At 38.1% G+C, this 24444-nt stretch carries 26 protein-coding genes and 1 riboswitch; of the genes, 22 read left to right on the top strand and 4 right to left on the bottom strand.

Annotated elements, in window-relative coordinates; translation table 11 throughout:
- Positions 1-169 precede the first annotated feature (169 nt).
- On the top strand, positions 170-859 hold the full coding sequence (locus ACMX9J_RS12790; RefSeq protein WP_034270932.1) for a peptidoglycan DD-metalloendopeptidase family protein: 690 nt from the start codon (positions 170-172) through the stop codon (positions 857-859).
- A gap of 31 nt (positions 860-890) precedes the next feature.
- Here ACMX9J_RS12790 and serA read toward each other — a convergent pair whose 3' ends face one another.
- The gene (gene serA / locus ACMX9J_RS12785) at positions 891-2465 is read right to left on the bottom strand and encodes a phosphoglycerate dehydrogenase (protein ID WP_028411531.1); all 1575 of its coding nucleotides are present in this window, start codon (positions 2463-2465) and stop codon (positions 891-893) included.
- 298 nt (positions 2466-2763) lie between these two features.
- Positions 2764-2907, top strand: a riboswitch (FMN riboswitch).
- Positions 2908-3061: 154 nt separating this feature from the next.
- Between serA and ACMX9J_RS12780 the strand changes: the two genes are divergently transcribed.
- The gene (locus tag ACMX9J_RS12780; RefSeq protein ID WP_047749865.1) at positions 3062-3637 is read left to right on the top strand and encodes an ECF transporter S component; all 576 of its coding nucleotides are present in this window, start codon (positions 3062-3064) and stop codon (positions 3635-3637) included.
- 81 nt (positions 3638-3718) lie between these two features.
- On the opposite strand, the gene ACMX9J_RS12775 is transcribed toward ACMX9J_RS12780, so the two are convergent.
- A complete protein-coding gene (locus ACMX9J_RS12775) occupies positions 3719-3967 on the bottom strand; it encodes a ferredoxin (RefSeq protein ID WP_013059046.1) in 249 nt (82 codons plus the stop codon).
- A gap of 257 nt (positions 3968-4224) precedes the next feature.
- On the opposite strand from ACMX9J_RS12775, the gene ACMX9J_RS12770 reads away from it, so the two are divergent.
- The 10 genes from ACMX9J_RS12770 to ACMX9J_RS12725 all read left to right on the top strand — a co-directional run bounded on the left by ACMX9J_RS12770 (position 4225) and on the right by ACMX9J_RS12725 (position 13657).
- A complete protein-coding gene (locus ACMX9J_RS12770) occupies positions 4225-5274 on the top strand; it encodes a helix-turn-helix domain-containing protein (protein ID WP_155017502.1) in 1050 nt (349 codons plus the stop codon).
- A 23-nt stretch (positions 5275-5297) separates the two neighbouring features.
- On the top strand, positions 5298-6815 hold the full coding sequence (locus ACMX9J_RS12765) for a RecQ family ATP-dependent DNA helicase (RefSeq protein WP_047749867.1): 1518 nt from the start codon (positions 5298-5300) through the stop codon (positions 6813-6815).
- Entirely contained in the window at positions 6815-7420 is a 606-nt protein-coding gene (locus ACMX9J_RS12760; RefSeq protein ID WP_047749868.1) for a CPBP family intramembrane glutamic endopeptidase, read from the top strand. The genes ACMX9J_RS12765 and ACMX9J_RS12760 overlap by 1 nt, the downstream gene beginning before the upstream one ends.
- Before the next feature lie 88 nt (positions 7421-7508).
- Positions 7509-7964: a DUF2663 family protein gene (locus tag ACMX9J_RS12755; protein ID WP_047749869.1), complete on the top strand. Its 456-nt coding sequence runs from the start codon at positions 7509-7511 to the stop codon at positions 7962-7964.
- Positions 7965-8018: 54 nt separating this feature from the next.
- Positions 8019-8393, top strand: a complete 375-nt coding sequence (locus tag ACMX9J_RS12750) for a hypothetical protein (protein ID WP_028411525.1) — start codon at positions 8019-8021, stop codon at positions 8391-8393.
- Between the two features lie 20 nt (positions 8394-8413).
- Positions 8414-9181 carry a metallophosphoesterase gene (locus ACMX9J_RS12745; RefSeq protein WP_249886027.1) on the top strand — a complete coding sequence of 256 codons (768 nt, stop codon included), beginning with the start codon at positions 8414-8416 and terminating at the stop codon, positions 9179-9181.
- A 107-nt stretch (positions 9182-9288) separates the two neighbouring features.
- Positions 9289-10200 (top strand): MerR family transcriptional regulator, encoded by a 912-nt coding sequence (locus ACMX9J_RS12740; protein WP_416225828.1) that lies wholly within the window; start codon positions 9289-9291, stop codon positions 10198-10200.
- A 127-nt stretch (positions 10201-10327) separates the two neighbouring features.
- Entirely contained in the window at positions 10328-10930 is a 603-nt protein-coding gene (locus tag ACMX9J_RS12735; RefSeq protein ID WP_025750420.1) for a genetic competence negative regulator, read from the top strand.
- 357 nt (positions 10931-11287) lie between these two features.
- Positions 11288-12553: a Glu/Leu/Phe/Val family dehydrogenase gene (locus tag ACMX9J_RS12730; protein WP_370506064.1), complete on the top strand. Its 1266-nt coding sequence runs from the start codon at positions 11288-11290 to the stop codon at positions 12551-12553.
- Between the two features lie 132 nt (positions 12554-12685).
- Positions 12686-13657, top strand: coding sequence for a YpdA family putative bacillithiol disulfide reductase (locus ACMX9J_RS12725; RefSeq protein WP_028411522.1), 972 nt, complete (start codon positions 12686-12688; stop codon positions 13655-13657).
- A 19-nt stretch (positions 13658-13676) separates the two neighbouring features.
- Here the strand turns inward: ACMX9J_RS12725 and ACMX9J_RS12720 are convergent, their stop codons facing one another.
- The gene (locus ACMX9J_RS12720; protein ID WP_048019803.1) at positions 13677-14648 is read right to left on the bottom strand and encodes an asparaginase; all 972 of its coding nucleotides are present in this window, start codon (positions 14646-14648) and stop codon (positions 13677-13679) included.
- Positions 14649-14846: 198 nt separating this feature from the next.
- On the opposite strand from ACMX9J_RS12720, the gene prsW reads away from it, so the two are divergent.
- From prsW to ACMX9J_RS12670, 10 genes are all read left to right on the top strand, one after another.
- Positions 14847-15497 carry a glutamic-type intramembrane protease PrsW gene (gene prsW, locus ACMX9J_RS12715; protein WP_028411520.1) on the top strand — a complete coding sequence of 217 codons (651 nt, stop codon included), beginning with the start codon at positions 14847-14849 and terminating at the stop codon, positions 15495-15497.
- Positions 15498-15642: 145 nt separating this feature from the next.
- The gene (sleB, locus tag ACMX9J_RS12710) at positions 15643-16575 is read left to right on the top strand and encodes a spore cortex-lytic enzyme (protein WP_249886028.1); all 933 of its coding nucleotides are present in this window, start codon (positions 15643-15645) and stop codon (positions 16573-16575) included.
- Between the two features lie 17 nt (positions 16576-16592).
- Positions 16593-17942: a germination protein YpeB gene (gene ypeB, locus ACMX9J_RS12705; RefSeq protein ID WP_014458333.1), complete on the top strand. Its 1350-nt coding sequence runs from the start codon at positions 16593-16595 to the stop codon at positions 17940-17942.
- Between the two features lie 152 nt (positions 17943-18094).
- Positions 18095-18760: a flagellar brake protein gene (locus tag ACMX9J_RS12700; protein ID WP_176343442.1), complete on the top strand. Its 666-nt coding sequence runs from the start codon at positions 18095-18097 to the stop codon at positions 18758-18760.
- A gap of 68 nt (positions 18761-18828) precedes the next feature.
- Positions 18829-19005 carry a YpfB family protein gene (locus tag ACMX9J_RS12695; RefSeq protein WP_013059030.1) on the top strand — a complete coding sequence of 59 codons (177 nt, stop codon included), beginning with the start codon at positions 18829-18831 and terminating at the stop codon, positions 19003-19005.
- Positions 19006-19167: 162 nt separating this feature from the next.
- Entirely contained in the window at positions 19168-19842 is a 675-nt protein-coding gene (cmk, locus tag ACMX9J_RS12690; protein WP_176343443.1) for a (d)CMP kinase, read from the top strand.
- Positions 19839-20426, top strand: coding sequence for a lysophospholipid acyltransferase family protein (locus ACMX9J_RS12685; RefSeq protein ID WP_033579748.1), 588 nt, complete (start codon positions 19839-19841; stop codon positions 20424-20426). Before cmk ends, ACMX9J_RS12685 begins: the two co-directional genes overlap by 4 nt.
- A 162-nt stretch (positions 20427-20588) precedes the next feature.
- The gene (gene rpsA / locus ACMX9J_RS12680) at positions 20589-21725 is read left to right on the top strand and encodes a 30S ribosomal protein S1 (RefSeq protein ID WP_028410732.1); all 1137 of its coding nucleotides are present in this window, start codon (positions 20589-20591) and stop codon (positions 21723-21725) included.
- A gap of 16 nt (positions 21726-21741) precedes the next feature.
- Positions 21742-22791: a type 2 isopentenyl-diphosphate Delta-isomerase gene (fni, locus tag ACMX9J_RS12675; protein WP_176343444.1), complete on the top strand. Its 1050-nt coding sequence runs from the start codon at positions 21742-21744 to the stop codon at positions 22789-22791.
- A 179-nt stretch (positions 22792-22970) separates the two neighbouring features.
- On the top strand, positions 22971-24185 hold the full coding sequence (locus tag ACMX9J_RS12670; protein ID WP_028411514.1) for an MFS transporter: 1215 nt from the start codon (positions 22971-22973) through the stop codon (positions 24183-24185).
- 30 nt (positions 24186-24215) lie between these two features.
- Here ACMX9J_RS12670 and ACMX9J_RS12665 read toward each other — a convergent pair whose 3' ends face one another.
- Positions 24216-24353, bottom strand: coding sequence for a YpzI family protein (locus ACMX9J_RS12665; protein ID WP_013059024.1), 138 nt, complete (start codon positions 24351-24353; stop codon positions 24216-24218).
- Positions 24354-24444 lie beyond the last annotated feature (91 nt).

Here is a 24444-nt window from a genome sequence, read left to right as displayed (position 1 = left end):
ACATGCTAAATAACAGTTTGTCTTCGGCTGAAATAATAAGAATAGCAAAGAGATGTGATTCATTGGAGAATCACATCTCTTTATTTTTTCTATAAACAAGTCTAAAAGAGAAGGAATTGGCATATAGTATGTTTTGTGTGCAATGATCTACATAGGAGGTTCTTTCTTCATGATTGACGTGTTAAGAAGAATATTGGTTGTATTAGTGATGGGATTGTGTATAGGTCTTTTATTTTTGGGCGGGCAAATGGTAAAGGCAGAAGAGAAGCAGTGGGAGTGGCCGGTTGAAGGAGTCTTAACTGATATATTTGGTTCTCGTCACGCCAAACACTTTGGAATCGATATAGCAGCACCTGTTGGTACACAGGTGTATGCTGTTGCAAAAGGAGTGGTGAGCCGCTCTTATTATTCAAATACATACGGGCAAGTTGTTTTTATCAAACAAACGAATGGATACGAAACGGTCTATGCTCATCTAGAGAAACGACTTGTTGCAGAAGGAAATTCTGTATCCGCAGGTCAAAACATTGGATGGGTTGGCAATACAGGACGATCTTCAGGTGCACATTTGCATTTTGAAGTTCATCAAGGAAGTTGGAATCCGGATAAAACCAATGCGGTAAACCCACTCGCCAAATTGGACAAGCAAAAACTATCGGCATACGTAAAAAACGATTTAGCTGCCACGGTTTTTCAGCAGTTACATCAGGCTTCTGATAACTGTATTCTTATCCATCAAGGAGATACATTATCTGAACTTGCGGCCAAATATGAAGTCGATGTGGAGCAGCTAAGAAAGTGGAATCATTTAAAGAACACCGCTTTAAATGCAGGACAAGTGTTAAAAATAAGTCCATAAAAAAAGAGCCGCTAAGGCTCTTTTTTCAATGTCACAACTCAATGCGCTGTATGGTCACAATTTCGCTTGTTTGTTTTAATGAAGTGATGACAGAATCATCTAAAAGTTTATCAAACGTGAGCATCATAATGGCTTCTCCGCCTTTTTGCTTACGGCCCACTTGCATGGTAGCAATGTTAATACGTAAATCTCCAAGTACTTTCCCTACATTTCCAATAACTCCGGGCTGATCACTGTGACGGATATAAAGAAGATGTCCTTCCGGATAAAAATCAATATCAAACGAATCAATATTAACAATTCGAGGTCCATATCCTGCTATATAAGTGCCCGTAATGGTAAATGTACGCTGTTCGCCTGTTACTGTAACGTCAATTATATTAGAATATCCTTGCGTATCTTCCGATGTTTTTTCACCAAATGTAATTCCTCGTTCTTTGGCAATCATAGAAGCATTGACTTCGTTAACAGGTGAGTCAATACGATGGGTTAAAAAGCCTGATAACAAGCTCCGTGTAATATAAGTGGTTTCTAAATCCGTCACTGTACCTCCGTAGGAGATCGAGATATGCTGAACGGGTTCTCGCATGCATTGAGATAAAATAGCTCCCATTTGTTTAGTAAGGCTCGTAAACGGCTGAATTTTTTCAAAAACTTCTTTAGAAAGCGTTGGTAAATTAATGGATGAACTTACAGGATTACCTTCTAGAAAACGCAGAACGTCATGTGCCACGTCTTCAGCAACGTTAAGCTGGGCTTCTTTTGTAGAAGCTCCTAAATGGGGAGTTGTAATAACTTGATCAAAATGTAACAAAGGGTTATCAATCGGCGGTTCAACTTCAAATACGTCAATAGCTGCACCTTGAACATGGCCAATTTCTAAATAATGAACTAAGGCTTTTTCATCAATGATCCCGCCGCGTGCGCAGTTTAATAAAAATACACCCTTCTTTGTTTTGGCTAATGTTTCATGATTGAGCAATCCCTTGGTTTCTTTCGTAAGCGGAGTGTGTACGGTAATTACATCCGCTGCTGCTAGTAATTCATCCAGGGATAATAGTTCTACGCCTAGCTTTTCAGCTCGGGAAGAGGTTAAAAAAGGATCGTAAACGTGAACGCTCATATTGAAGGCTTTTGCGCGTTTAGCAAGCTCTGAGCCAATTCGTCCAAATCCGATAATGCCCAGGTGTTTGCGATTAAGCTCTGTTCCAACAAATGCTGAGCGGTTCCATTCGCGCGCTTTGACTGAAGCATTTCCTTGGGGGATATGCCGAAACAAGCTAGCCATCATAGCAAATGTATGTTCCGCCGTTGAAATGGTATTTCCGTTCGGCGCGTTAATAACGACAACCCCTCGTTTGGTTGAGGCTTCAATATCAATATTATCGACACCTACTCCAGCGCGAGCAACAATTTTTAAATTCGGCATTTTTGCCAGCAAATCCTCTGTAACCGTCGTAGCACTCCGTACTAAAAGCGCATCGTACGTATGCAAATCATTCTCAACTTCTTCAACTTTTTTTCGCGTAAGATTCACATGAGGAGCTTCAAGTAGTGGAGCAAGACCTTCATTGCTAATTGAATCAGCTACTAATACGTTATACATGACGTGAACATCTCCCTTGGATTTTACTATCATCAAATATTTGATAATTTACCATGTTAAAAAAATTCTGTCAATTATATTTTTTAAACTTTACAATTAGTTATCAAATACACAATTGTAAACGTAAAATTGAAACTATAAATATGTCATAATGCTGTTGGTTATGCACTTATTTCCTTATTTTACATATAAAACAGTAATGAAGTTTATAAAAGACATCAATTTAATAGGAATTAAAAAACTTCTTTATTTACTTTTAATTCGAGATAACATATAATAAATTCATAATTAAATATTGGTCTATCTTCGGGGCAGGGTGAAATTCCCGACCGGCGGTAAAAAAACAAATTGTTTTGAGCCCGCGAGCTTATATGTAATACATACGAGCAGATTTGGTGAAATTCCAAAGCCGACAGTACAGTCTGGATGGGAGAAGGTGGAGGTTCAGCGTTCAAAACCTAATGTGATGAACGTTTATTAAATATGCCTGCCATGTCTCCTCTCAACGAATCATTTGTTGGGAGGTTTTTGCGTGGGGATATGAAGTTGAACCTTTCTTCTTTGAAGAGTGGATCACAAAGAAGGAGAGAGGCAAGATGCAACAAAGTAAGAAAACTCAAAAGCTGGTTATACTAGGAATGTTAAGCAGTATTGCTTACATTTTAATGATGATTAATTTTCCGATTCCTGGATTACCTCCGTTTTTAACAATTGATTTTAGCGAAATTCCTGCACTCGTAGCAGCACTTGTATTTGGACCTATGGCTGCTGTTATAGTAGAAGGAATAAAAAATTTATTGAATTATTTAATTCAAGGAAGTGCTACAGGGGTTCCGGTTGGTCAAGTGGCGAACTTTGTAGCTGGTTTACTGTTCATTCTTCCTGTATCATATATGTTCCGTCGATTTAAAACAGCCAAAGGCGTAACGATAGGTTTGGTTACGGGTACGGTTGTAATGACGGTACTCATGGCTGTCTTAAATTATTATGTCTTTTTACCGGCGTATACAATCTTCTTACAATCGCCAGAAATGTCTAGTGAACAAGCGCGTCAATATATCGTTGCAGGTATTTTGCCGTTTAACTTAATAAAAGGAGCAGCAACAGGGGTTATTTTTGTCTTATTGTTTTCAAAAATGAAGCAATGGATCACGCGCCGCGTTGCTGTTTAATTCAATCGCTCTCCCGGGGAGAGCGATTTTTATATATAAAAAAACCTGCAGCATGTACTATACTACAGGTTTGTTCAATACTTATTCGAATTTATTAGCATCGCCTTCGAATTTTTCATCCGCTACGCGAATTGAATCCGTAGGGCAGCCTTCCATTGCATCCATCATATCATCTTCTAGATCTTCTGGAATTTCTACTACACCTTGGTTATCATCTAATGTTACGAATGCAATACCTTCATCATCATAATCATAAATGTCTGGTGCTGCTGCTCCGCAAGCGCCGCATGCGATGCAAGTATCTTTATCAACAATTGTATATTTTGGCATAACAAGACCTCCTGTAAAGTGTTCGAAAATTTCTTATTATATAATCTCTTCGCGAATCAAGAGTGAAATTTCTCCTTATTCATTGTAAAATGATTTATAAAACTTTTCAATAGAAAAGTCACTGAGAATGCTTATCAAATCAAGGTTTCTTCACTTATCCAAACGTTTTGATACATAAAGGAAAGAGCTAAAAAGCCTTTATCTCACATGCTATTGGTCACTTTTGGTACAATGAATGAGAAAGGAAGTTGACACCTTTGAATTATATTCAAGTTAGCATTTTATTTTGTATAAAACAGTTAAAAGGTGAGCGAACCGCCTATGGTATTTATCATTTATTAACAGGTAAAAAGTCAGCGCAAACAATTCAAGACGGAAAAATTTTTGGAATCTCTTTTCTTTTTCAGTCATTTCTTTACTTAGATAAACGGTCTTTTGAAACCTGCGTTGCATATTTAAAAGAACAGCAGTATATCGAAGAAACTGAAAATCAAAAGTATGTGATGACAGATAAGGGACGAACACGCCTTGAAGATGAACTGACGGCTCGGCCCTTTCATCCAGCTTTAGACGGATGGAAATTCGCAAGCAGTACTCAATTATTTTTAGCAAGAATCACTTTGTTCATTCAGACCTTATCCAACCTACAGTATTTTCAAAAAGGGTTTTTACCCATTTCCAAAAATCCTGAGGTCATTCAATGGGTCAAAACGTATATTATGTCTCAAAAGCAAACGCGTCAAGAGTTAGCCGCCGAGCTATTCAAAGAGCTCCGAACGTGCTTGAAAGATTGTAGGGAACGGGATGCGTCTCTTTTTGTTTTGCAACTGACTGGATACGAAAGAGTAGGCTTTACAAAAAATCAGTTAGCATATCAATATGAACTCGATGAGCATTATGTGCATATTCAACTTTTAGGGGTTATTCATCATATCATTGAAAAAGTGAGTCAAAATAATGAAAGCTTTCATGTACTTTCTTCTTTTTTGCATGATCTATATTTAGAATTGCCTTTGACAAGCTCGACGTTAAAAACGTATAGCTGGCTTCAAAAAGGAAAGACGCTTGAAGAAATTGCTTATATAAGGCGTTTAAAAGAAAGTACAATTGAAGATCATATTGCAGAATTAGCTCTGTTTGTTCCATCTTTTTCAATCGATGCATACGTATCGCCTAAGCAGCAGGAAGAAATTATCTCGGCTTTTGAAAGTTTGCGTACAAATAAATTAAAGGCGATAAAGGAAGAAGTAAAAGACGACGTTACCTATTTTCAGATTCGTCTCGTATTAGCAAAACATTTTACCTGATACTAAAAAAAGTGGTGTTTGATGTGAAGATAGAACAACTTCTACAGAAACAATTTGGCTATAGCCAATTTCGACTAGGACAAAAAGAGATTATTCAAGATATTTTAACAGGTCATAATGTGTTAGCGGTTCTTCCTACAGGAACAGGGAAATCATTGTGCTATCAGCTCCCCGCTTATGTGTTGAACCGACCGGTGCTGATTGTATCTCCTTTAATTTCACTGATGGAAGATCAAGTTCAACAACTAAAGGCAAGTGGAGAAAAGCGAGTTATTGCCTTAAATAGTTTCCTACAACAAGAAGAAAAAAGACGGGCGCTAAAAGATTTAGCTTTTTATCGTTTTATTTATGCATCTCCTGAAATTTTGCAAAACGCTGTTGTGGTAGAAGCATTAAAACAGGCAAAGGTAGGCCTTTTCGTTGTGGACGAGGCGCACTGTATTTCTCAGTGGGGACATGATTTCCGTTTGGATTATCTTCAGTTAGGAGATATATGGAAGGAACTTGGCAGTCCGCTATGTCTGGCACTAACAGGAACTGCGACTAGGGAAGTAGTGGAAGATATTAAGCGCTACTTATCGCTGCCTGCTGTCAACGAGCACATCTATTCCATGAATCGAAGTAATATTGCGATGAAAGTTGATTTTGTTGCAAGTATTGAAGAGAAAAAAGAGAAGTTGCTGATGTACGTTAGTGAACTGCAAAGTCCAGGAATTATCTATTGTTCCAGCCGATCTTGGACAGAAGCATTAACACAGCTTCTAAAGGAAAATGGGATACAGCGAGTGCAGTATTACCATGGGGGAATGGAACCGAGTGAAAGAATGCTTGTTCAACAGCAATTTTTAGAAAATCAGCTGGATATCATTTGCTGCACAAGTGCATTTGGAATGGGGGTTAATAAATCGAATGTTCGCTTTGTTATTCATTTTCATACACCTACGCAGCTAGAAGCATACGTACAGGAAATTGGAAGAAGTGGACGCGATCAGCAAAACAGTATTGCGATTTTGCTTTATGCTGAAGGAGACGATGATTTTGCTCATTCTTTACTTGAAATTGAGCTTCCTTCTTCAGATATCATCTTATACTGCCTGTCGTATTTACGAAATCATGATCAGGCCATTCCTTTAAAACAAGTAGAGTCTCATTTTCTTTATACAGTGGGTATTCAAGAAACACATTGGCGATTTATTCGTTATTATTTGTACAGAGAAAATGTAGTGGAAAATGAACATGTTGAACCTAGGAAAATCCCTGAATCGCTGCATGAAACGATTGTTGCAGCTGTAAATAAACGTCTTCGAAACAAACATGACAAGTACCGTGCGATGAAGGAGTTTATTGAGGCAAAAGAATGCCGTCGTCAGGTGCTGCTTGGCTATTTCAATGAGCTGGGAAAATCAGAGCTTCAGAATTGTTGCGATTGCTGCGGATTGGATTTAGAAGCCTATAAAAAAACAAATGGTGAGCAAGAGCAATGGACATTTCAAGGCTGGGAATTAGAATTAGCTCGTTTGCTTCGTCAAGGAGAGATATAATGGCAAAGTCACAGCAAGAGCTTATTTCATCCATGACGGATGCAGAGCTGGTTAAAAATTTATATGTAACGCAGCTGCTCATCTGCTTTATTGCTTTAGGCATCGGTTTTTTCACATTTGATTCGTGGCATTCCTTTTTACAGTTTTTTGAGCTGGATTGGGCTTCTATTTTATTGTACGGGGGAGGTACAGCTCTCTTGGTAGTAGGAGGAGATATGCTTCTAATGAAGTGTGTACCCGAGCATTTATATGATGACGGAGGTATTAATGAACGTTTATTTGCTAATCGTTCCATTCCTCATCTAGCCCTTATTTGCCTAATCGTTGCATGTTCAGAAGAAATATTATTTCGAGGGGTTATACAAGTTCAGTTCGGCCTTTTTTGGGCGAGTATCGTATTTGCACTCGTTCACATTCGATATTTAAAAAAGTGGTTTCTTTTTATTTCGGTTGTGGTTTTAAGCTTTTTAATAGGGTTGCTGTTTTGGTGGACTGAAAATTTGTATGTCACGATTTTCACTCATTTTCTCATTGATTTTTTATTAGGCCTGCAGATACGAAAGTCAAAAGGGAAATCTGTACAGCCAGAAGAACTCATGCAGTAAAGGTTAAGGAAACAGCCATTATTTTCAGTGTTATCCACATAATCTTTTATATTCACTCATATGTTGTACTAGCATACGAGGGGGTGGAATGTTGGAAAACAAGTTGATAGACTTTGAAAGCGATGAAACACTTCAATATATATTAGCGAGCGTTATCAAAAGAAAAGAGACGGTTAATAAGCTGAAAGCTAAAGAGAAAAGATGGAAGCTTTTGTTTTTAGCCAGCTTAACGGCTGTTATTAGCTACTTTTTTTTCATATTTCAAAGCGGTTTTTTTACGACGTTTAGCGAATTTTTCTCATTTTTGTTAGGTAACATAGGGCATTTGATGTTTCTATTGCTCACCGTCTCCCTTTATTTTTATACTGTACAGCTGCAGAAAAAAAGCGAGAAAGCGGAAAAGACTTTTCAAGACTTGCGCTGTGAGATTATTAAAAGAAGCAAAGAGCTATGGGCGACGCCTGAAACATGGGAGAACCGAAAAGAAACGTTCCGCTGGATGCAGTCCACTTATGGAATTAATTTATATCATGAAAATAAATAGAATCGCATGAAAAAGCCTCTTTTTACATAGAAGTTTAGTGAAGGGGGTTTTTTTGTGAGAGATTGGTTTAACTTGCTGGCTGCGTGGTTATGCAGTTATTATATCAGCAGTTTAACGGCTGTAGGCTCAAAAGCTTCGTTAACCTATTTACTTATTCAAATGATTTTACATCCGTTAGATGTGTTTGGTATTATAATCTTATTTTTCACGGCTCTTTTTTGTCTGTCGGCGGCAGTTCGTAAAGTGTTTCTGCAAAGTCGGTTGTTTCTAAAAGGCTATAAGGTAAAATGGCATGAATATCTTGTTTCATGTCTATGTGTGATAGGAGTTTTATCGTTAAGTACAGTTGCGCTTTATCAAGTAGTAGGTTTGTTAACAATTGCGACAATTTATGCCCTTTCTTCTTTAACAGAAACACACCGTGTATAAAATGAAAAGAAGGAGAATATATGGTTATTTCTTTAATTATTTTAGCGTTAGGCATAGGCCTGCTGATTTTTATGTTTTCGGAAGCCCATCGTACATATGTAGAAGAAAGAACGATTCATTTATCAACATTTCCCGGAAATCAGCAGCCTTTACGCCTGTTTTTTATATCGGATGTACATAAGCGAACAGTTTCGTCGAAGCTGTTGGAAAAAATACCTGGTGAAGTAGATTTTGTGATCATAGGCGGTGACTTACTAGAAGGAGGAGTACCTTTATTGCGTGCTCGTCAAAATATTCAAAAGCTTAAAACGCTTGGACCGGTCTATTTTGTATGGGGAAATAATGATTACGAAGTAAGTCAAGTGCAATTGAAGCAGATGCTTAAGGATGAGGGAGTTATTACCCTTAAAAACGAGCATGTCTCTGCAGTTTCTAAACATGGTACTACATGCCATTTTGCGGGAGTAGATGATTTATCCGAAGGTGAGATGGATCTAAAGCGAGCTGTTTCTTCCATTGAACCTGACCAGCTTACCATTCTTCTAAGCCACAATCCTGATGTTATCTATTATGTAGATGAAGAATCAAAAGTAGATTTAATTTTGAGCGGACATACACACGGAGGACAGATACGCTTATTTAATTTTGGTATGTATGAATTAGGAGGGCTGAAAGAGAAAAGACAGATTCCTCTTTTTGTTAGTAATGGATATGGTACAACCTCCCTGCCTCTCCGTTTACAAGCTAGAGCACAAACGCATTATATCACTTTAAAAAGGAAAGAATAGCCTTGAACAAACTCTTTACATAGCATATACAAATTTTACACACAGGATAACTTATCCTATAATTCAATTAATAGAAACAGTTCACGAAGAGTAGTTGGAGGTTACGTATGGCTCACGAAGGGAAGTATAATATTAAAGCCATCTCAAATATGGTCGGGATCCAGCCGGGAACTTTGCGTGCATGGGAACGACGCTATCAAATTTTAAATCCTGTCCGCAATGAATCGGGGCATCGGTTATATACAGAGGAAGATTTGCGGAAATTAAAATGGCTCACGGAAAAAGTGAGCGGAGGTTTTACGATTAGTCAAGCGGTTTCGTTATTAGAAACGGAAAGTAGTACAGTAGGAGCGTTTGAAGAAGAAGGAGAAGTAGATTCCCCTCAGAAAATTAGGGATGAGCTGTTAACGATGCTTCTATCTTTTGAAGAAGGAAAAGCACAGGATTTAATTAATCATGCGTTTAGCCTGTATTCGGTAGAAAAAGTGGTTATTGATATTTTGGGTTCTCTACTCGTGACGGTTGGAGATATGTGGGAAAAAGGGCAAATCACAAGTGCTCATGAGCATTATACGACTCAAGTATTAAAAACGCGTATCAGCATGATTTTTTATTCGCTGCCTTCAAATGGCTTATTGCCTAAAGCGATTGCTGTATGTGGGCCTAATGAGACACATGAAGTTGGACTTCTAGTCTTTACGCTATTTTTACGCCGTAAAGGGTTTGAGGTTATTTATTTAGGAAGCAGCATTGAAGATAAAGATGTTGAGCTAATTGTTAAAGAAGTAGACCCAACGTTTTTATTTATGTCATGCACAATGATAGAAAATGCCGAGAAAACACTGAATTTGACGAACCAAATGATAAAGAAATTCCCGCATCTTAAAGTAGGATTAGGCGGTTATGCGTTTGATGGTTTAGATAGCAAAAGAAAAGGCGAGGCTCAGCCGTTTATTTTAGGAAATACAAAAGAAGAGTGGAACAGCTGGCTAACAAAAAAATTAGCAGAAATTGATTGAGAATAGCTTGTCTTTCCTTTCATAAACCTGTAAACTCGTAAGTAAACATCACGAACCGTTTTCCAAAAAATACATATACTGCATTATCGAACCATGTGGTTATGAGTGCAAGCGGGGAGGGACGCTAATGAGGCTTGAACGATTAAACTATAATAAGCTAAAAGTTTTTTTGACCTACGATGATTTAAAAGAAAGAGGGTTAACAAAAGAAGATCTATGGACAGATACATTCAAAGTAAAACAGCTCTTTCGTGAGATGATAGAGCAAGCTTCTCAAGAACTGAACTTTGAACCTACAAATTCTCTTTCGGTAGAAGTTTTTTCACTTCAAGCACAGGGAATGGTTGTATTTGTGACAAAGCAGTATGAAGAAGAAACCAGCTACGGTGAGTTCGATGAAGACGAGTTCGAGGACTTCATTGAAATGCAGGTCATGCTAGATGAAAGCGAAGACATGTTTTTTGAGTTTGATTCATTTGAAGATGTCATTCAGCTGACCAAGCGCATGTCAAACTTTTACGATACGGATAGCGTACTCTATTCATTCGAAAAACGTTTTTACGTGCTGTTGGATTATCACATGCTGTCACCGGCTGAAGTTGGGAATATGATTGCGGTTTTGGCGGAGTATGGAAATCCCTCTACAATTACAAAGCACCGCGTAAATGAATATGGAAAAATATTAGTAGAAAAGAGAGCTCTGGAGTATATTAACTCTGTCTTTTCTTAACTGTTTAATTGAAATTATTACACCCGTGAAGGATAAAGCACTTTTATTAAAATAAGAGTGGCTGCACTTTCAGCTTGTACAAAGTTGTTGAAAGTGCTCTTTATCACCGGGTGTTTTTTATTTTTTTAAGACGATTAACGCATACTAGGAAAGAGGCAGACTTAAAACATTGTAGCATACCTTGTAAAGTTATTGGAAGCGTTTTCTTAGAAGAACACAAAAAATACTAAAAGTTCGATATTTTCCTTTGCAATGTAAAACTAAGGGTGTATACTATGTCATGAAAGAAGCACCATTCAATTAAAAACGAATAATTTTCGATACATTTTAGGAGGTTTACAGATGGTAGCCGACAAGATGCAAGACAGTAAAAATAGTCAAGAAGAGAAGCATGATGTTTTAAAATCTACACAAACAGTGATACATAAAGCGTTAGAAAAACTAGGCTATCCTGATGAAGTGTATGAACTATTAAAAGAGCCATTACGAATGATGACAGTAAAAATTCCTGTTCGTATGGATGACGGATCAGTTAAGATTTTTACAGGTCACCGAGCGCAGCATAACGATGCAGTTGGTCCTACGAAAGGTGGAATTCGTTTTCACCCAAACGTAACTGAAAAAGAAGTAAAAGCTCTATCTATATGGATGAGTTTAAAATGTGGAATCGTTGACCTTCCTTACGGTGGAGGAAAAGGTGGAATTGTTTGTGATCCTCGAAATATGTCTTTTGGAGAATTAGAGCGTTTAAGCCGCGGATATGTTCGTGCGATTAGCCAAATTGTTGGACCAACAAAGGATATTCCAGCGCCGGATGTGTTTACAAATTCACAAATTATGGCTTGGATGATGGATGAATACAGCCGGATTGATGAATTTAACTCGCCTGGCTTTATTACTGGAAAGCCCCTTGTCTTAGGTGGTTCGCACGGCCGTGAAACAGCGACTGCAAAAGGAGTAACTATTTGTATTCGTGAAGCAGCGAAAAAACGAGGCATTGAATTACAAGGTGCACGGGTAGTAGTACAAGGGTTTGGAAATGCAGGAAGCTTTTTAGCTAAGTTCATGCACGACGCTGGTGCTAAAATTGTAGGGATATCTGATGCATACGGAGCGCTGCATGATCCTAATGGTTTAGACATTGATTATTTATTAGATCGACGCGATAGCTTTGGTACAGTAACGAAATTATTCAATAATACTATCAGCAACAAAGAGCTGCTTGAACTTGACTGTGACATCCTAGTTCCAGCTGCGATTGAAAATCAAATTACAGAAGAAAATGCCCATAACATTCAAGCGAGTATTGTGGTGGAAGCAGCAAATGGACCAACAACTCTTGAAGCAACGCGCATCTTGTCAGAGAGAGGGATTTTATTAGTTCCAGACGTTTTGGCAAGTGCGGGCGGTGTAACAGTCTCTTATTTTGAATGGGTGCAAAATAACCAAGGTTATTATTGGACGGAAGAAGAAGTAGAAGAAAAGCTTGAAAAAGTAATGGTGAAATCATTTAATAACATCTACGAAACTTCTACAACTCGAAAAGTCGACATGCGTCTAGCTGCTTATATGATAGGCGTAAGAAAAATGGCAGAAGGCTCTCGCTTCAGAGGCTGGATTTAAAAACAGAACAGCAGAACAGCAGAACAATTGCGTAAATAGAAAAAATCTCCTATCATTAATGAGGAGATTTTTTTGTTTTACACTGCGTTAAAATAAAAAAAAGGTGCGTTTACAACTGAAGGAGTGACAGGCATGAAGAAAGAAAAAGTAATTATTGTTGGCGGAGGACCATGCGGGCTTTCAGCAGCTATTGAGCTTCAACATACAGGTATTGATGCCCTTGTAATTGAAAAAGGCAATATTGTGAATGCAATTTATAACTATCCGACCCACCAAACGTTTTTTAGTTCAAGTGAAAAACTAGAAATTGGGGATGTCCCTTTTATTACCGAAAATCGTAAGCCTGTGCGCAACCAAGCTCTTGCTTACTACCGAGAAGTGGTGAAGCGCAAGCAAGTTCGAATTCAGCCGTTTGAACGTGTCTTGCAAGTAGACAAACAAGCGGAAAACCAAATTATTGTCACAACATCCAAAGAGACATATGAAGCGGAGAATGTCATTATAGCTACGGGCTATTACGATCATCCTAATTATATGAATGTTCCTGGTGAAGATTTATCAAAGGTATTTCATTATTTCAAAGAAGCGCATCCGTATTTTGATAAAGATGTAGTCGTTATAGGCGGAAAAAACTCTAGCGTCGATGCAGCTCTGGAATTGGTGAAGTGTGATGCAAGGGTGACGGTTATTTATCGTGGCTCAGATTACTCCCCTAGCGTAAAACCTTGGATATTGCCTGAATTTGAAGCGCTGGTTCGAAATGGAACGATTGGGATGCATTTTAACGCTCATGTAACAAAGATAACGGATGAAGCAGTAACATATGAGCAGGAAGGGAAAGAATTTACGATTAGTAACGATTTCGTTTTTGCCATGACTGGCTATCACCCTGATCACTCGTTTTTAACAAAAATGGGTGTGGAATTAGATGATGAAACAGGCCGCCCTTCTTTTACCGAAGAGACGATGGAAACAAACGTGGAAGGAATTTATATCGCTGGTGTGATTGCTGCAGGAAACAATGCTAATGAGATTTTTATTGAAAATGGACGTTTTCATGGGAAATCAATCGCTTCTCATATTATCAACAAAAACAACGCATAGGCTTCTATGCGTTGTTTTACTAATGATTAAATAGCTGCTGCAGCTCATCATGATTCGTTGTTACTTGGAGAGCAACCAACAGTTTAATGCGTGCTTTAGGACCATTTAAGCCATTTGAAAAAATAACGCCCATCTCTTTTAACAGCTTGCCACCGCCTTCATACCCATATACATCTTGAGCAATTCCATTAAAACAGCGAGAAACGAGCACGATGGGTATCTTTCGCTTCAAAAGCAATTGAATTCCTGGAATGGTGAGAGGAGGCAGATTTCCTTGACCGAGGGCTTCAATTACAAGTCCGTCAACATTCATTGAAGCCACTGCTTGAAATAAATGGTCGTCCATTCCTGCATAAGCTTTTAATAAAGTGATTTGTTTATCTATTTGATTAACAGGATAAAATTCATGTTCTGTAGGCATGTGGTGAAAAGATACGCCGCGTTTTGTGATTAATCCTATTGGCCCGTACTGAGGGCTTTGAAATGTCGCCACGTTGCTTGTATGGGTCTTGGTCACATTTTCAGCGGTATGAATTTCATCGTTCATCACAACTAAGACACCTTTTCCTTTTGCCCCGTCACTAATAGCCACCCGAACCGCAGATATAAAATTATAAGGACCGTCTGAACCGATTTCATTGCTTGATCTCATAGCTCCAGTTAAGACAATTGGAATATCTGTATGCACTGTTAAATCTAAAAAATAAGCGGTTTCTTCCAGCGTGTCCGTGCCGTGGGTTAACACGACTGCATCAATTTTGCCTTCATTAATTTTATCGCGTATTTTTTTTGAAAGTATAAGCATTTCCTTAGGAGTAATGTGAGGAGAAGGCAGATGAAATGCTTCTTCTACGATTACATTGGCCATACCTGAAACAGATGATGTTGAGCGGTGAAGCGGGTTTTGAATATCTGGTGCTACCGCTCCAGTTTCCATGTCTTCTTTCATCGAGATTGTGCCGCCGGTGTGAAGAATATAAACAGTTTTCATAGAGAGCTCCTTTCAATTTTTCGTATAAGTATGATACATTTTTTGGTATACTTGTTTAAGGTCTTTGTTAGGCTTTGTAAATCGACAGCAAGTTATGTGAGCATTTACATATAAAGATAAGGACATTATAGACGGAGATTTTCATCCTAAAGATAACATGTTACTATTAAAAAAAATAGAGGAGATGAGGCGCTATTTATGTTGGCGATTGTATCTGCAGGCATTGCGCCAGGATTGGCATTGTTAAGTTTTTTTTATTTGAAAGATGAATATGAAACTGAGCCTATTTCAATGGTATTAAAAACATTTATTTTTGGAGCAATGCTTGTTTTGCCAATTATGTTTATTCAATATGTATTTGGTGAAGAACACGTTTTTCAATCACCTTTTCTTGAAGCATTTTTTACGACAAGCTTTTTAGAAGAATTTTTCAAATGGTTCATTTTATATTTCACGATTTATCAGCATGTGGAATTTGATGAGCATTACGATGGAATTGTTTACGGGGCAGCTGTTTCATTAGGTTTTGCTACCGTTGAAAATATTTTATATTTATTTGCAAATGGTTTAGAATCAGCGCTAGGAAGAGCCATTTTACCCGTATCTAGTCATGCTTTATTCGGCGTCATTATGGGGTATTATTTAGGAAAAGCAAAGTTTTCTGAAGGAAAGGAAAAAACGAAGTGGACGCTGTATTCCGTATTTGCGCCGCTCATTTTACATGGAACATATGATTATATTTTAAAAACAATGGATCATTGGGTATTTATTATTATTCCATTTATGATTTATTTATGGTGGCTGGCATTAAGAAAAGTAAAAAAGGCCAAACAGCCATCGATTGTCTAGGCTCAGCTTGTAAATCTTTTTTGAGAGATTTACGAGCTGAGTTTTTTCATTTCGGTAAATTTTGCGCATCTTGTATAAAAAAACAACCTTTACAAAAAATACTCCTATCATCTTATCAGTTACATACGATGTAGGAGGTTTTGTCATGTTATCATTTCGATGTTTTAAAAAGTATGCATGTCTCATATGCATATGTTCATTTATTGCAGCGTCCGTTGTGAGTCCAAAGGCCGCTCACGCGTTTTCAAATCAAGTCATTCAACACGGAGCAGTTGGAGATGACGTTATTGAGCTGCAGTCGAGACTTCAGTATTTAGGTTATTATAACGGGAAAATTGACGGTGTATTTGGATGGAGCACATACTGGGCACTGCGCAATTTTCAATATGAATTTGGCATTAAAAAGATTGACGGTTTAGCAGGCTGGCAAACAAAGATTAAATTAGCTAACGCAACAAAATATCACGAAAGCTATGTGAAAAATCAAATTAGAAAAGGCAATAAGTTTACGCACTATGGCGGTAAGCCTCTTGATCAGCAGTCTAAAGGAAGCAGTAGCAGTGGAAAAAGCAGCGGGAACAATGGTCAGCCAAAAGCACAAAGCGGATCTTCTCAAGCAAAAAAACCTGCCAGTCAGCCGCAGCGTAATACGTCTAAAGGAAATTCTGAACAACAGAAAGAAAAAGCACAAAAGCCAACAGCGGTGAATGTACCGAGCGGGTTTTCACAAAATGATATTCAGCTCATGGCAAATGCTGTGCATGGTGAAGCACGGGGTGAACCATATAATGGCCAAGTAGCCGTAGCGGCCGTTATTTTAAACCGAGTTAACAGTCCGTCATTTCCAAATACAGTCGCTGGAGTTATTTTTGAACCGCGTGCATTTACTGCCGTAGCAGATGGGCAAATTTGGCTTGAACCCAATCCAACATCTAAAAAAGCGGTTATGGATGCGATTAACGGATGGGATCCTACTGGGAATGCTATTTATTACTTTAATCCGGATACAGCAACAAGCGCATGGATTTGGTCACGTCCTCAAATTAAGCAAATCGGGAAACACATTTTCTGTCGATAAAGAGAGGTGAAGGAAACATGATTCGAACAATTTTAATTGTATTATTAGCTATTGGTGTTGTAGGTGTAGGGTATTGGGGGTACAGCGAACATCAAGAAAAAGATGCTGTGCTGCTTCAAGCGGAGAATACGTATCAACGAGCATTTCATGATTTGTCATATCAGCTAGATTTATTAAATGATAAAATCGGTGGCACGCTTGCCATGAGTTCGAGAGATCAGCTTTCGCCCGCGCTTGCAGAAGTATGGCGTTTAACTTCTGAAGCTCATAACAATGTAGGACAGCTGCCTTTATCGCTTTTACCGTTCAATAAAACAGAAGAGTTTCTTTCAGATGTTGGGGACTTTACGTACAAAGTGGCGGTAAGGGATTTAAGCAAATCCCCCTTAACAGATAAAGAGTATAAAACGTTAAATTCGCTTTATGATCAGTCAGGCGAAATTCAAAATGAAATGCGCCAAGTACAGCATCTAGTCATTGATAATAACTTGCGTTGGATGGATGTTGAGCTAGCTCTAGCCACAAAAGAAAAGCAAGGGGACAATACAATTATTGACGGATTAAAAACCGTTGAAAAAAGTATGGATTCTTTTGCTGAAACAGATTTAGGCGTTATGAATGCAACGAATGAACAGGAAAAAAACGCTTTTCATCAATTAAAAGGTAGAGAAGTTAGTGAAGATGTTGCCAAACAAGTGGCGCGTTCGTTTTTGAATTTAAAAGGAAATGAACAAATTCATATTGTAAAGAGCGGAAAAGATGCCGATTATGAGGTGTACAGCTTAACCATTACAGATCCAAAGACTAAACAAGAGACGTATATGGATATTACCCAAAAAGGTGGATATCCGCTTTGGGTGCTCGAAGATCGAGATATTAAAAAACAAAATATTAGTTTAAACGATGCTATGAACAAAGCGACTAAGTTTTTAAAAGATCATCGTTTTGAAAGCCTAGTGATGGCTGAAAGCGCTCAATACGATAACATGGGAGTCTTTACATTCGTAGAGCAAACGGAAAGTGGAGTTCGGATTTATCCGGATTCAGTTAAAATGAAAATGTCTTTAGAAGATGGATCTGTGATTGGCTTCTCAGCTAAAGACTTCTTATTAAAACATCGTACAAGAGATATTCCAAAACCTAAAATTTCGAAAGAACAGGCAAAAACCAAGCTAAACTCGAATGTAAAAGTGATGGAAGACCGCTTGGCAATTATTACAAACGATTTAAACGAAGAAGTGCTATGCTATGAGTTTTTAGGGACAATTAAAAATGATACGTATCGTATTTTTATCAATGCCGATACGGGTTTTGAAGAGAAAGTCGAAAAACTGCAAAACTCAGAACCTTTATATAATGAAGTATAAAGCTGAGAAACCGGTGTCTATAGACACCGGTTTTTTGTGTTGTATAAGTTTTTTGAGTCTAAATGACTAATTTTTATTTACAAAATAAATATATTTGACTATGTTTAAATAAAGGGAAAAAGTGTATATAGTGGAACTGAAGGAGAGAGAAGATGATAAAAGCGGGAATGAGGTTGACGTTAGAGAGCGGGTACAGAGAGTCTACCTTACAACAAACGTATCGATGTAAGGTAGTTGAGTTTACGGAAGACGTGATTTATATTAGCTATCCGCTAAATGAAGAAACGCAGCGAAGTGCTTTTTTACTAAAAGGTACAAAATTGCTGGCTACGTTTATCGGATATAATCAAAATGTATATACCTTTCCAACTGAAGTAACAGGGCGTGAAATAAAAGGCATGCCTGTTGTGAAGCTCTTTTACCCGGGCGATAAAAAGTTAAAGTCCATCCAAAGAAGAAATTTTTTCCGTGTGCCGCTTACAGTGAAGGCGGTGATAAAAAGTGAACAAGAACAGCAGGCCGTAATGGAAATTATGACTAAAAACATCAGTGCAGGTGGAGTAGCCGGCTCCTTCCATCATTCGCTGCTTTTTAATGAGAAAGATTCGGTTGTTGTACGATTAAGTCTTCCTAATTGTGAGGGAACTTTGCAGCATCTTGAATTAAAAGGGGAAGTTGTACGAATTACCGCCCCGACTTCCTGTAAAGTAGGTCAGCTATCTATTAAATTTATGGACATGGAAAAACAAACGAAAGAAATGATGATTCGTTATACCTTAAAGCGTCAGCTCGACCTAAGGAGAAAAGGTCTTCTTTAGCGTATAAAAAAAACTTCTCTTTCCTAAACTGTAAGCAAAGGTATCACTTCTTACAAAAGGAGAAAAAGATGAATCGAATAGAACGAATTTTAATTAAATTAGTGGTTATTCAATTTGTGTTTTTAATAATTGCCCAATGTATTTTACTATCTAGCAGTCACAGTACATATTTCTCAAAGGTCATTCAGTATGAGGGAGTTAGCAAAAATAATTTTAATAAAATTATTGAAACATTCGACCAGTAGTCGGACGTATGGTAGAATAACTAGGAAAGAAACATGCAGTGAACACCAGGCAGGAGAAGACCCCCTGCTCTTTTTTTCGTTTATAAACGTTTCATATAAAATGGCTCATTGTATAAAAGATGAAAGTGGTTTGTTCCTGTTTTGAAATTAAGGGAGGCACTTATGAAAAAACAAATTTCAATCGCGATTGACGGCCCTGCAGCTGCTGGGAAAAGTACAGTGGCAAAGATTATAGCAGAAACCTTATCATATATTTATGTTGATACAGGAGCGATGTATCGTGCTCTAACGTATCAAGCGCAGAAAAACCAGGTAGATTTGCAAAATGAAGAAGAGCTATTGCATTTGCTTAACGAAACAGTAATCGATTTAAAACCGTCTGAATCTGGACAGATAGTCATTTTAAATGGACAGGATGTTACAAGTGAAATTCGTTCCACAGAAGTAACCAATTCTGTATCCATCGTCGCGAAACATCGTGCAGTTCGTGAAGAGATGGTAGCGAGACAGCAGGGTCTTGCTAAAGATGGAGGCGTTGTAATGGATGGACGTGATATCGGTACACACGTGCTTCCTCAGGCAGAAGTTAAAATCTTTTTATTAGCGTCTGTGGATGAAAGAGCACAGCGACGCCATGATGAAAACATAAAAAAAGGTTTTGAATCAAATTTAGAGCGTTTAAAAGAAGAAATTGCCCGCAGAGACAAGCTGGATTCTGAGCGTGAAGTAGCACCTCTTAAAAAAGCTGAAGATGCAATTGAAATCGATACAACTTCCTTATCGATTGAAGGAGTTGTAGAAAAAATACTTTCTATTACAAACGAAAGGATTGGATGATTTTGAGCTTTTATATGTTTGCACGTGGCATTGTAAAAGGTATTTTAACACCAGTTTATCGTTATGAAGTAATCGGTGCAGAAAATATCCCTTCAGAAGGCGGAGTTTTGCTTTGTTCAAATCATATTGACAACTTAGATCCGCCTACGGTAGGTGTGACATGTCCAAGGCCTATTTCGTTTATGGCAAAAGCAGAGCTGTTTAAAGCACCTTTTCTGAAGACGGTTCTGCCAAAGTTAGAAACGTTCCCTGTAAAGCGGGGGATGGCAGATCGTGAAGCTTTGCGCCAAGGGTTAAAGATTTTAAAAGAAGGAAAAGTGCTTGGATTATTTCCAGAAGGAACAAGAAGTAAAGATGGAAAATTAGGAAAAGGAATGGCTGGAGTAGGCTTTTTTGCTTTGCGTTCAAAAGCAGCTGTTGTTCCTTGTGCTGTTATTGGTCCATATAAGCGTTTTGCAAGGTTAAAAGTAGTGTACGGACCGCCAATTCAGATGGATGAACTTCGTGAACGAAAGGCATCAGCCGAGGAAGTAACCGAAGTTATTATGAAAAGCATTGGTGAATTAATTGAAAAATATCAATAGTTTGTAACCTTATGACTTGACAAAAGATTCTATTTATTAGAAGTTAGTAACAAAGAGAGTTTTTTCTATACAGAGCTATATACAATAATGATGAGCTAAAAGAGTGAAGAACTCTTACAAGGGAATACATATTGTAGATGGATATTGGAGGAGGAAAAGACGATGACAGAAGATATGAATCAAGTAGAGGTAACGTCATTAGAAGTAGGAGAAACAGTAAAAGGTACTATTACAAAAGTAGAAGAAAAGCAAGTGTATGTAGATGTGCCTAACAGCAAACTAGACGGTATTATTCCAATTAGTGAATTAGCGAGCTTACATATTGAAAAAGCAGGGGATGTAATCCAAGAAGGTGCCGAAGTCGAAGCGAAAGTAATTAAAGTGGAAGACGATGTGCTTGTGTTATCTAAACGGGCTGTAGATGCTGAAAAAGCATGGGACGGTTTAGAAGCAAAACTTTCTTCAGGTGAAGTGTTTGAAGCGGTAGTCAAAGAAATTGTCAAAGGCGGATTAGTAGTAGATATTGGTGTAAGAGGGTTCATTCCAGCTTCTCTTGTTGAAACTCATTTCGTTGATGATTTCGCAGAATATCAAGATCAAACTCTTACAGTCAAAGTAGTGGAATTAGATAAAGAAAAAAATCGCGTGATCCTTTCGCATCGTGCAGTTGTAGAAGAAGAGCTTGTACAACAAAAAGAAAATGTTCTTGAGTCATTAAAAGAAGGTCAGGTTTTAGAAGGAACCGTTCAGCGCTTAACAGACTTTGGTGCGTTTGTAGATGTAGGCGGAGTAGATGGGCTAGTGCATATCTCTCAGCTTTCACATACGCGTGTAGAAAAGCCTTCAGACGTAGTAGCTGAGGGAGATACTGTGAAAGTCAAAGTATTATCTGTTGACAAATCAACGGGTCGTGTTTCATTATCTATTAAAGATACGTTAGAAGGTCCATGGTCCAACATTTCTACGAAGCTTCGCCAAGGTGATGTAGTAGATGGAACTGTTAAAAGACTTGTATCTTTTGGAGCTTTTGTGGAAGTTCTACCTGGAGTAGAAGGACTTGTACACATTTCTCAAATTTCACATAAGCATATCGGGACACCGCATGAAGTTCTTTCTGAAGGCGAAAAAGTGACGGTAAAAGTACTTGATGTGAATGAACAAGAACGACGCGTTTCGTTAAGCATTCGTGACCTTGAGGAAGAAGAGCAAGAAGATTACGGTGACTATGAATTACAAGAAGAGTCAAAAGGCTTCCAATTAGGTGATATGATTGGGGATCAATTAAAAAAATTAAGATAAGTAATGGTGATGATTTGTGAGCAGAGCAAAACGTAAAATTGATCACATTCATCATGCGATTCAAACGGGACAGCATCGGCTGCACGGGCTAGATGATATTCGCTTCGTTCATAATAGCTTACCAAATACAGGCGTGCACGATGTTCATATGGATACAAAAATTGGCGAACTTTTGTTAAGTTCGCCAATTTTTATAAATGCTATGACGGGTGGAGGCGGACAAGAAACGGAACGGATTAACCGTTCGTTTGCTCAAATTGCTCATCATGGTCAATTAGCAATGGCCGTTGGATCGCAGATGGCTGCGATTAAAGATGAAAAGGAAGAACAATCATACAGAGTAGTGCGTCAAGAAAACCCTAACGGAATTATTTTTGCCAACCTAGGCAGTGAAGCTACAGTTGAACAAGCTAAAAAAGCGGTTGATATGCTTGAAGCAAATGGACTTCAAATTCATTTAAATGTTATACAAGAACTGGTCATGCCAGAGGGAGATCGTGATTTTACCGATGCATTACGTCGTATTGAACGAATTGTCCGAGAAGTAACCGTTCCTGTAATTGTCAAAGAAGTAGGTTTTGGGATGAGCGCTCAAGCAGTGCAAAAACTTAAAGATGTTGGTGTTGAAATCGTTGATATTGGTGGGTACGGTGGTACCAATTTTTCGAAAATCGAAAATGAAAGACGAGCAAAACATTTTCACTTCTTTAATGATTGGGGAATTTCCACAGCAGCTTCTTTAGCGGAAGTATCTCAGCACGTAGAAGGTATATCCATTATTGGTTCAGGAGGTATTCAAACCTCTATGGATGTTGCTAAGTCCATTGCGTTAGGAGCTTCTGCAACGGGAATGGCAGGATATTTTCTATCCATTTTAATGAAGTCTGGTTTAGAAGCAGTCGTAGAAGAGATAGCCGAGCTGCATGAGGAGTTAACGTTTATCATGGCTGCATTAGGAGCAACTTCTATTGCTAAGCTTCAGCAAATGCCTCTAGTTATTACAGGGGATACCCATAGCTGGCTGACTCAGCGAAATGTATCTATAGAAACATTTAATAACAGATGATAAAAAAGCAAGCAGTTAACTGCTTGCTTTTTTATTTCCTTAGAAGATGAATGATCGCGTTTTCATTAAAAAAAGCAAAAAATATTGGCAGAAGAAGTGACAAAAAGCATGAAATCCCAAACGTTAGCCACTTATAATAAGTTAAATAAACAGAAAAATCAGAAAAAAGAGGTGGCGTAATGAAAAAGGGACATCCTATATTTACAATTTTTCTTTTCTTTTTAGGCTGGGTTTTCATGTATGCAGATCGTAATATTTTATCTCCAGTTATGGGAGATATCGGTGCGCAGTGGGATCTTAATAAAGCTGAACTTGGGCTAATGTCTACCGTATTTTTTGCAGCGTATGCAGCTATGCAGATTCCAACGGGTTTTTTGGCAGATCGATTTGGTCGCGTTAAGATCTTAGTGGCTGGATACATTTTGTTTGGAGTTGCCACATTCTTTACAGGACTTACGACTACTTTCGGTATGTTCTTGCTCATGCGGGCGCTGACAGGACTTGGAGAAGGAACGTATTATGGTTCACAATACGGAATTTCTTCAAGCATCACGTCTGAACGATACCGAGGTCTAGTGTCTGCGCTCATCAATAGTGGAATGGCTTTTGGTATATCGCTTGGTTTTATCGGTTCTACATACATTACATATACGTTAGAAAAAGACTGGCAGTTTACTTTTTACTTATTTGCTATTCCGACTATAGTAATAGCTATTTTAATAGCTTTCTTTGTAAAAGATAAGCAAAGGGATCAAGAAAAAAATTCGCTAAATAAAGAAACAAAGCAGTCGCTAAAAGTATTATTTACAAAAAATCATATTTTCGTATACATTTTAATCTTCTGCTCTCTTTACGGATTTTTTGGGATGCTGACGTGGCTTCCTTATTATTTGCAGCACTCGCGCGGCTTAGAAGGGTCTCAAACAGGCATCATAGCATCTTTAGTACCGTGGGCGTCTATTCCAGGAGCAATCTTCTTTGGATATATATCGGATCGAATTGCAAATAAAAAAGCTTTAATTGTGAGTTTGTCAGTAGCGGGCGCTTTATGTCAATTTTTTATTCCCTATACAGAGAGTTATTCTTGGCTATTAATCGGCTTAATTGTGTACGGTCTGATAGGGAAATTAGCATTAGATCCGATTTTAATTTCGTATATGGCGGATATTACTCCCTCTTCCATGTACTCTAAAGTGTACGGTTTTTTTAACTTCAGCGGCATGCTGTCATCGATCTTTGCACCTTACATTACCGGATATTTTGCAGATAAACTTGGAAGTATGGAATTCGGATTTTATTTGTCAGGAGCACTATTGTTAGTGGGAGGAGTTCTCTTTTTGTTTACAGGAAAGAAAGAACGTTCCTATCCTGTTTCACATCCAGTTTTAAAATAAAAAATGCGCTGACTTAGTCAGCGCATTTTTTTATTTATGCTCATTTAACTCGCGCGCTTCTTCAGGACTTTGCAAGCTAGTTGCTCCCGGATAGTGAAGTCCTTGATCACGGTCAGATTCAACTCGTTTTGATTCCTTTAATTTTTTCTCTTGACGATCTTTTCCCATTTTATATTCCCTCCTTTTTTCTGATAGGTTGTCCAAAATAAGCGGTTCTATTCTAAAACTCCGATTAAGTTTTCCAAAATTGATACATACT

It is taken from the genome of Priestia sp. RMT2NF4 (genome assembly GCF_047872835.1).
Classification (GTDB): Bacteria; Bacillota; Bacilli; order Bacillales; family Bacillaceae_H; genus Priestia; species Priestia zanthoxyli.
Note: the sequence above shows the minus strand (reverse complement) of the source record. Positions and strands in the feature narration are given on the sequence as shown.